We start from the raw sequence: 6,157 nt of genomic DNA, 5'->3' as shown, positions 1-6,157 counted from the left end.
GCGGCGGCGACCCCCCCCGCCCCCAGGGGGCCGACCCGCCCGGCGGGTCGGCCCAGTGGGCTGTTCAGCCTCACCCCCACCTCGGGCCTCGGCCTCGGCGTGGCCCTCGTGTGGTTCTCGTTGCTCGTGCTCCTGCCGCTGGCGGCGGTCGTGGGCGCCGCTGCCGCCGGAGGCTGGGGTGCGTTCTTCGACACCCTCACCGACGCCCAGACCTTCGCGGCGCTGCGACTGACCGTGCTGGAGGCGCTCGGCGTGACGCTCGGCAACGCCGTGGTCGGCACCGTGATCGCGTGGGTGCTCGTGCGCGACCACTTCTGGGGCAAGCGGGTGCTCGACGTCATCATCGACATCCCGTTCGCCCTGCCCACGATCGTGGCCGGCCTGGTGCTGCTGAGCCTCTACGGTCCCGACAGCCCGGTCGGGGTGAACGTGGTCAACACGCGCACCGGCATCTTCTTGGCCCTGCTGTTCGTCACGCTGCCCTTCGTGGTGCGCACGGTGCAGCCCGTGCTCATCGAGCTCGACGCGGACGTCGAGGAGGCCGCCGCCTCCCTCGGCGCCTCGCGCGCCACGACCTTCCGCCGCGTCATCCTGCCGAGCCTGGTGCCGGCGATCGCGGCCGGCTCGTCGCTCGGTTTCGCACGCGCGATCAGCGAGTTCGGCTCACTGGTGCTGATCTCGGGCAACACCCCGTTCAAGACCGAGGTGGCCTCGCTCAAGATCCTCAAGTTCATCGAGGGCGACAACCAGGCGGGGGCGGCGTCGGTCGCCGTCCTGCTGCTGCTCGTGGCCGTGCTCTCGATCGTGGCGCTCGACCTCATCTCGAGGAGGGTGGCCGCCCGTGCCTGACACCCGTGACATCCGGCGTCGCCGCGGCCCGGTCACCTACGCCCTGCGTATCTTCGCCATCACCTACCTCGCGGTGCTGGTGGTGCGGCCGCTGTTCGAGGTCGGCAAGCGCACCTTCGCCCCCACCGAGCAGGGCGCGGACGGCGGCGTCGGCGCCTTCCTCGAGCGGCTCCAGGACCCGTCGGTCACCTACGCCTTCAGCCTCACCGCCACCGTCGCCTTCTGGGCGGTGCTGATCAACCTGCTGTTCGGCGTCGGCATCTCGCTGCTCATCACCCGCTACCGCTTCCCCGGACGACGCGTGCTCTCGGTGCTCATCGACCTGCCGATGTCGGTCTCGCCGGTGGTCGTCGGTCTGGCGCTGGTGCTGGCCTACAGCACCGGCCAGGGCTGGTTCGGCGAGTCGCTCGCCTCGGTCGGCATCTTCATCATCGGCACGACCCCCGGGTTGATCATGGCGACGGCCTTCGTGAGCCTGCCGCTGGTGATCCGCGAGATCGTGCCCGTGCTGCAGGAGATCGGCATCGACGCCGAGCTCGCGGCGCACTCGCTCGGCGCGAGCGGCTGGCAGACCTTCCGCCGCATCACCCTGCCCAGCATCCGCTGGGCGGTGATCTACGGCGTCGTCCTCTCGCTGGCGCGCTCGCTCGGCGAGTTCGGCGCGGTGAAGATCGTCAGCCCGGGTGCCGAGCTGCGCGGCGAGACCGCCACCATCTTGATCCAGAACCGCTACACCAACTACGAGGAGTCGGTCGCCTACGCCGCGGCCTTCGTGCTCGTGCTGGCCTCCGTGCTGGCGCTCGTGGTGGTGGCGCTCATCCGCAAGGAGGATGCATGAGCATCGAGGTCCGAGGCGTCTCGAAGAGGTACGGCGACTTCGTCGCCCTCGACGACATCAACGTCTCCCTTCCCACCGGGCAGCTCACCGCGCTGCTCGGCCCGAGCGGCGGCGGCAAGTCCACGCTGCTGCGCATCATCGCCGGGCTCGAGACCGCCGACGGCGGCTCGGTGCAGATCGAGGGCACCGACGCCACGAAGCTGCCGCCCCAGAAGCGCAACGTCGGCTTCGTCTTCCAGCACTACGCGGTGTTCAAGCACATGACGGTGGCCAAGAACGTCGCCTTCGGTCTCGAGATCCGCAAGCGTCCGAAGGCCGAGGTGAGGAAGAAGGTCGACGAGCTGCTCGAGCTCGTGCACCTCTCGCAGTTCGCCCACCGACTGCCCTCACAGCTCTCGGGCGGTCAGCGCCAGCGCCTCGCGCTCGCCCGGGCCCTCGCTGTCGAGCCGACCGTGCTGCTCCTCGACGAGCCCTTCGGTGCGCTCGACGCCAAGGTGCGCAAGGAGCTGCGCGACTGGCTGCGCCGCCTCCACGACGAGGTGCACGTGACCACCGTGTTCGTCACCCACGACCAGGAGGAGGCCCTCGAGGTCGCCGACGAGATCGTGGTGATCAACGAGGGCCGCATCGAGCAGGTCGGCACCCCCGACCAGCTCTACGACGAGCCGGCCAACGACTTCGTCATGGGCTTCCTCGGCGAGGTCACCCGGCTGGGCGACCTGCGCCTGCGCCCGCACGACATCGACCTGCTCGTCGAGCCCGGCGCCCCCGGGGTGGTGGCGGGCACCGTCGTCCGCTCGCTGCGCATCGGCTTCGAGGTGCGCCTGACCGTCGAGGTGGCAGGGCAGGACGAGCCGTCGCTCGTCGTCCTCTCGCGCACCCACGCGCGGGCGCTCGGCGTCGAGGAGGGCAGCTCGGTGTGGCTGCGGCCCACCGCGGGCGCCCTGTCGGTGCCGGCCCTCGGCTGAGGCTGGCGCACCGCTCAGGCGAGGGACTCGGCCCTCGCCCTGAGCGCCTCGGCGTGGCGCCGGAACCCGTCGGCCACGCGGGCCGGGCCCGCCAGGCGCACGAGAGGCCCTGAGAACTCCTCGACCGTCGCGTAGGAGGTCGCGCCGCCGGGTTCCTGCGCGAGGCGCTGGTGACGGGTGCCGCGCACCAGCCCGAGTCGGGCGGGCCAGCCCTCGTAGACGTAGGACAGCAGCGCCCGCTCGACGCCGTCGGCGTCGGTGTGCGGCGGCTCGAGCGCGGTGATGCGCTCAGGTGAGGCGGTGGTGAGACCGTCCGCCCAGGCGACCTCGAGCCGGATCGGCGCGCCGACACGGGGCGGCTGCTCGGTGCGGGCGTCGCGCACGAACGGGTTCCACTCGCCGTAGGCGTCGGTGTCGAGCATCACCGCCCAGACCACCGCGAGGGGCGCCGCGATCTCGATGCGGGCGGCGGGGCGGGCGATGGGCACGCGGCCATCGTGCCCCACCCGGCCGGCCGACGGGGCCCGTGCCGCTCGGCGGCGCTCCTACGATGGCGAGCGTGGGCATGGGCGAGGAGGTCATCGGCGTCGTCGGCGGCGGGATCGTCGGCCTCGCGGTGGCGCGCGAGCTGGGGCTGCGTCGTCCGGGGGCCCGGGTGGTGGTGTGGGAGCGCGAGCCGGAGGTCGGTGCGCACCAGACGGGGCACAACTCGGGCGTCGTCCACGCGGGGATCTACTACCAGCCGGGCAGCCTGAAGGCCGAGCTGTGCACGCGCGGCAGGGCGCTGCTGCGCGAGTACTGCGCCGAGCGCGGGGTCGCCTACGTCGAGTGCGGCAAGCTCGTCGTCGCCGTGGACGACGCGGAGCTCCCGCGCTTCGAGGCCCTCGAGGCTACGGCGCGGGCCAACGGCGTCCCCGGCCTGCGCCGCGTCGACGCCCGGGGCATCGCCGAGATCGAGCCCCACGCCCGCGGTGTGGCCGCGCTGCACTCGCCGCACACCGCGATCACCGACTACGTGGCGGTGGCTCGCGCGCTCGCCGCCGACGTCGAGGCAGCGGGCGGGGAGGTGCGGCTGGGCCGGGCCGTCACCGCGGTGCGCGCGGTGCCCGGCGGCGTCGAGGTGGGCACGGCGGACACCGTCACGAGGGTGGGGCGGCTCGTCGTGTGCGCCGGGCTGGAGTCCGACCGGATGGCCGTGGTGGTCGGGGCGGAGCGCAGCCCGCGCATCGTGCCGTTCCGCGGCGAGTACCTCGCCGTGACGGCTGCGAAGGCCGACCGGGTGCGCGGCATGGTCTACCCGGTGCCCGACCCGCGCTACCCCTTCCTCGGCGTGCACTTCACCCGCCGCGTCGACGGCGGCCTGGAGGTCGGACCGAACGCCTTCCTCGCCCTCAGCCGTCGCCGCTACGGCCGGGCGTCGCTCACGCCGCGCGACCTCGCCGACACCCTCGGCTACGCCGGGTTCTGGCGCTTCAGCAGGCAGCACTGGCGCACAGGGGTCGACGAGCTGCGCGGCGTCCTCTCCACGCGGGCCTACCTGCGCGCCGCGCAGCGCTACGTGCCCTCGATCGGCGTGGACGACGTGCGACGCTCCCGCCTCGGGCTGCGCGCCCAGGCGCTCGCGGACGACGGATCGCTGCTCGACGACTTCGTCGTCCACCGTGCGGGGCCGGTGACGGTGGTGCGCAACGCGCCGTCGCCGGCGGCGACGTCGAGCCTGGCGATCGCCGAGCACGTGGTGGCGCACGTGCTGGCGGGCTGATGAGGGGTCAGCGCGCGGCGCGCTGGGCGTAGACGTTCGCGTAGCTCGCGATGTCGGCGACGTAGACGTCGGAGTGGTTGTAGCTGAAGATCGCGCGCCGCCACGTCTCGGGATCGCGCAGGTTGCCGGCGGCGCAGAGGTAGCGCGTCGAGGCCAGCGCGGCGTCGTCGATCTGGTCGGGGTCGGCCACGCCGTCGCCGTTGCCGTCGGCCGCCCACCGCTCCCAGGTGGAGGGGATGAACTGCATCGGGCCGACCGCGCGGTCCCACTTCGGGTCGCCGTCGAGCGAGCCGCCGTCGGTGTCGCGGACGACGCCGAAGCGCCCGCCGCTGAGCTCGGGGCCGCGGATCACCGGGGTGGCGCGGCCGTCGGGCCCGAGGACGGCGCCGCCGATCGACCCGTGCTGCGACTCGATGCCGCCGAGTGCGGCGATCGTGTTCCAGGCCACCTGGCAGCCCGGCTGCTCGGCGGCCACCCGCAGGTGGGCGCGGGCGTAGGCGACGAGGGCGCGCGCGGGGATGCCGGTGGCCGCCGCGGTGCGCTCGACCCAGGCGGCCGAGGGCATGAACGGATCGCCCGCCGCGGGCGCCTGGGCCTCCTCGCCCAGCCGGGCCTGCTGCTGGGCGGCGCCCTGCAGGTCCGTGCCGGCCGGTGCGTCGGGGCGCCGAGGAGGAGCCTCGGCGACGGAGCCGGCCGTGGCGGCCGGCGCAGCGAGACCGGCGTCCTCGGGCGAGATCGTCGAGCGATCGAAGCCCGCCACCACCGCGAGCGCACCGGCAGTCGGCACCAGGACGAGCACGGCGGCGATGGCCGGGCCGAGCAGTCGGGTGCGGCGGGCGGGTGTCATCGCAGTGGCGGCGGTGGGCGGCGGTTGGCGGCGGTTGGCGGCGGTGGAGGGAGGGGCCGTGCGGCGTCAGCGGTAGTTGGTGAACTGCACGGCGAACTCGTAGTCCTGCGCCTTCACCAGCGCGATGACCTCCTGCAGGTCGTCGCGCTTCTTCGACGACACCCGCAGCTCGTCACCCTGGATCTGCGCCTTGACGCCCTTGGGGCCCTCGTCGCGGATGAGCTTGGAGATCTTCTTGGCGTCCTCGGAGGTGATGCCCTCCTTGAGGGTGATCGAGATCTTCGAGACCTGGCCGGACTGGCGCGGCTCGGAGGCGTCGAGGATCTTGAGCGACTGGTTGCGCTTGATCAGCTTGTCCTGGAAGACGCTGAGGACGGCGTTGGCGCGGTCGTCGGCCGAGGCGCTGATCTCGATCGCGTGCTCGCCCTTCCACTCGATGGAGGCGCCGGTCCCCTTGAAGTCGAAGCGGGTGGAGATCTCGCGCGCGGTCTGTCCCAGCGCGTTGTCGACCTCCTGGCGGTCGATCTTGCTGACGATGTCGAAGGAGGAGTCGGCCATGGGTCTCACCTGCGCTGTTTTCGGCTGGACGGACGTGCTGCGCTATTGTTTCGCGTCGTTGTCGAGTGACCAATTCGAGCAGGCTTCCGGGTCGCTGGAAGTGGGTCTCGACAGCAGCCCCCGGCAGGTTGCCCGAGCGGCCAAAGGGAGCTGACTGTAAATCAGCCGGCATTGCCTACAGTGGTTCGAATCCACTACCTGCCACAGAGCGACGCTCTGAGCAACGAAGCCCCACCGCGTGATCGCGGTGGGGCTTCGTCGCTTCTGCGGCGCCTTCCCGGTGGTGGTGGGGGTGGGTGCGCGCGGCGCCGGAGGGTTGCGGTTTGGCGCCAAAC

General features: G+C 72.6%; 7 protein-coding genes and 1 tRNA gene. 5 read left to right on the top strand and 3 right to left on the bottom strand.

Going from position 1 to position 6,157, the window contains the following annotated elements:
* The 3 genes from cysT to ACERUN_RS11330 all read left to right on the top strand — a co-directional run.
* The coding region (cysT, locus tag ACERUN_RS11340) for a sulfate ABC transporter permease subunit CysT (RefSeq protein ID WP_370290060.1) at positions 1 to 849 on the top strand (849 nt) is incomplete at its 5' end.
* Positions 842 to 1,687 carry a sulfate ABC transporter permease gene (locus ACERUN_RS11335; protein ID WP_370290059.1) on the top strand — a complete coding sequence of 282 codons (846 nt, stop codon included), beginning with the start codon at positions 842 to 844 and terminating at the stop codon, positions 1,685 to 1,687. The genes cysT and ACERUN_RS11335, both read left to right, overlap by 8 nt.
* Positions 1,684 to 2,655 carry a sulfate/molybdate ABC transporter ATP-binding protein gene (locus tag ACERUN_RS11330; protein ID WP_370290058.1) on the top strand — a complete coding sequence of 324 codons (972 nt, stop codon included), beginning with the start codon at positions 1,684 to 1,686 and terminating at the stop codon, positions 2,653 to 2,655. Before ACERUN_RS11335 ends, ACERUN_RS11330 begins: the two co-directional genes overlap by 4 nt.
* 14 nt (positions 2,656 to 2,669) lie before the next feature.
* Here ACERUN_RS11330 and ACERUN_RS11325 read toward each other — a convergent pair whose 3' ends face one another.
* On the bottom strand, positions 2,670 to 3,143 hold the full coding sequence (locus tag ACERUN_RS11325; RefSeq protein WP_370290057.1) for an SRPBCC domain-containing protein: 474 nt from the start codon (positions 3,141 to 3,143) through the stop codon (positions 2,670 to 2,672).
* Positions 3,144 to 3,220: 77 nt separating this feature from the next.
* On the opposite strand from ACERUN_RS11325, the gene lhgO reads away from it, so the two are divergent.
* Positions 3,221 to 4,417: an L-2-hydroxyglutarate oxidase gene (gene lhgO, locus ACERUN_RS11320; RefSeq protein ID WP_370290061.1), complete on the top strand. Its 1,197-nt coding sequence runs from the start codon at positions 3,221 to 3,223 to the stop codon at positions 4,415 to 4,417.
* A gap of 7 nt (positions 4,418 to 4,424) precedes the next feature.
* Here lhgO and ACERUN_RS11315 read toward each other — a convergent pair whose 3' ends face one another.
* The gene (locus tag ACERUN_RS11315) at positions 4,425 to 5,264 is read right to left on the bottom strand and encodes a lytic transglycosylase domain-containing protein (RefSeq protein WP_370290056.1); all 840 of its coding nucleotides are present in this window, start codon (positions 5,262 to 5,264) and stop codon (positions 4,425 to 4,427) included.
* A 66-nt stretch (positions 5,265 to 5,330) separates the two neighbouring features.
* Positions 5,331 to 5,822, bottom strand: a complete 492-nt coding sequence (locus ACERUN_RS11310; RefSeq protein ID WP_370290055.1) for a YajQ family cyclic di-GMP-binding protein — start codon at positions 5,820 to 5,822, stop codon at positions 5,331 to 5,333.
* 122 nt (positions 5,823 to 5,944) lie between these two features.
* Here ACERUN_RS11310 and ACERUN_RS11305 point away from each other — a divergent pair.
* Positions 5,945 to 6,026, top strand: a tRNA-Tyr gene (locus tag ACERUN_RS11305).
* The last annotated feature ends 131 nt before the right edge of the window (positions 6,027 to 6,157 follow it).

The sequence above is a fragment of the Nocardioides sp. genome, from assembly GCF_964229035.1.
In the GTDB taxonomy this organism is placed as follows: domain Bacteria; phylum Actinomycetota; class Actinomycetes; order Propionibacteriales; family Nocardioidaceae; genus Nocardioides.
The sequence above is the reverse complement of the archived record's forward strand: the minus strand, read 5'-3'. Positions and strand labels throughout refer to the sequence as shown.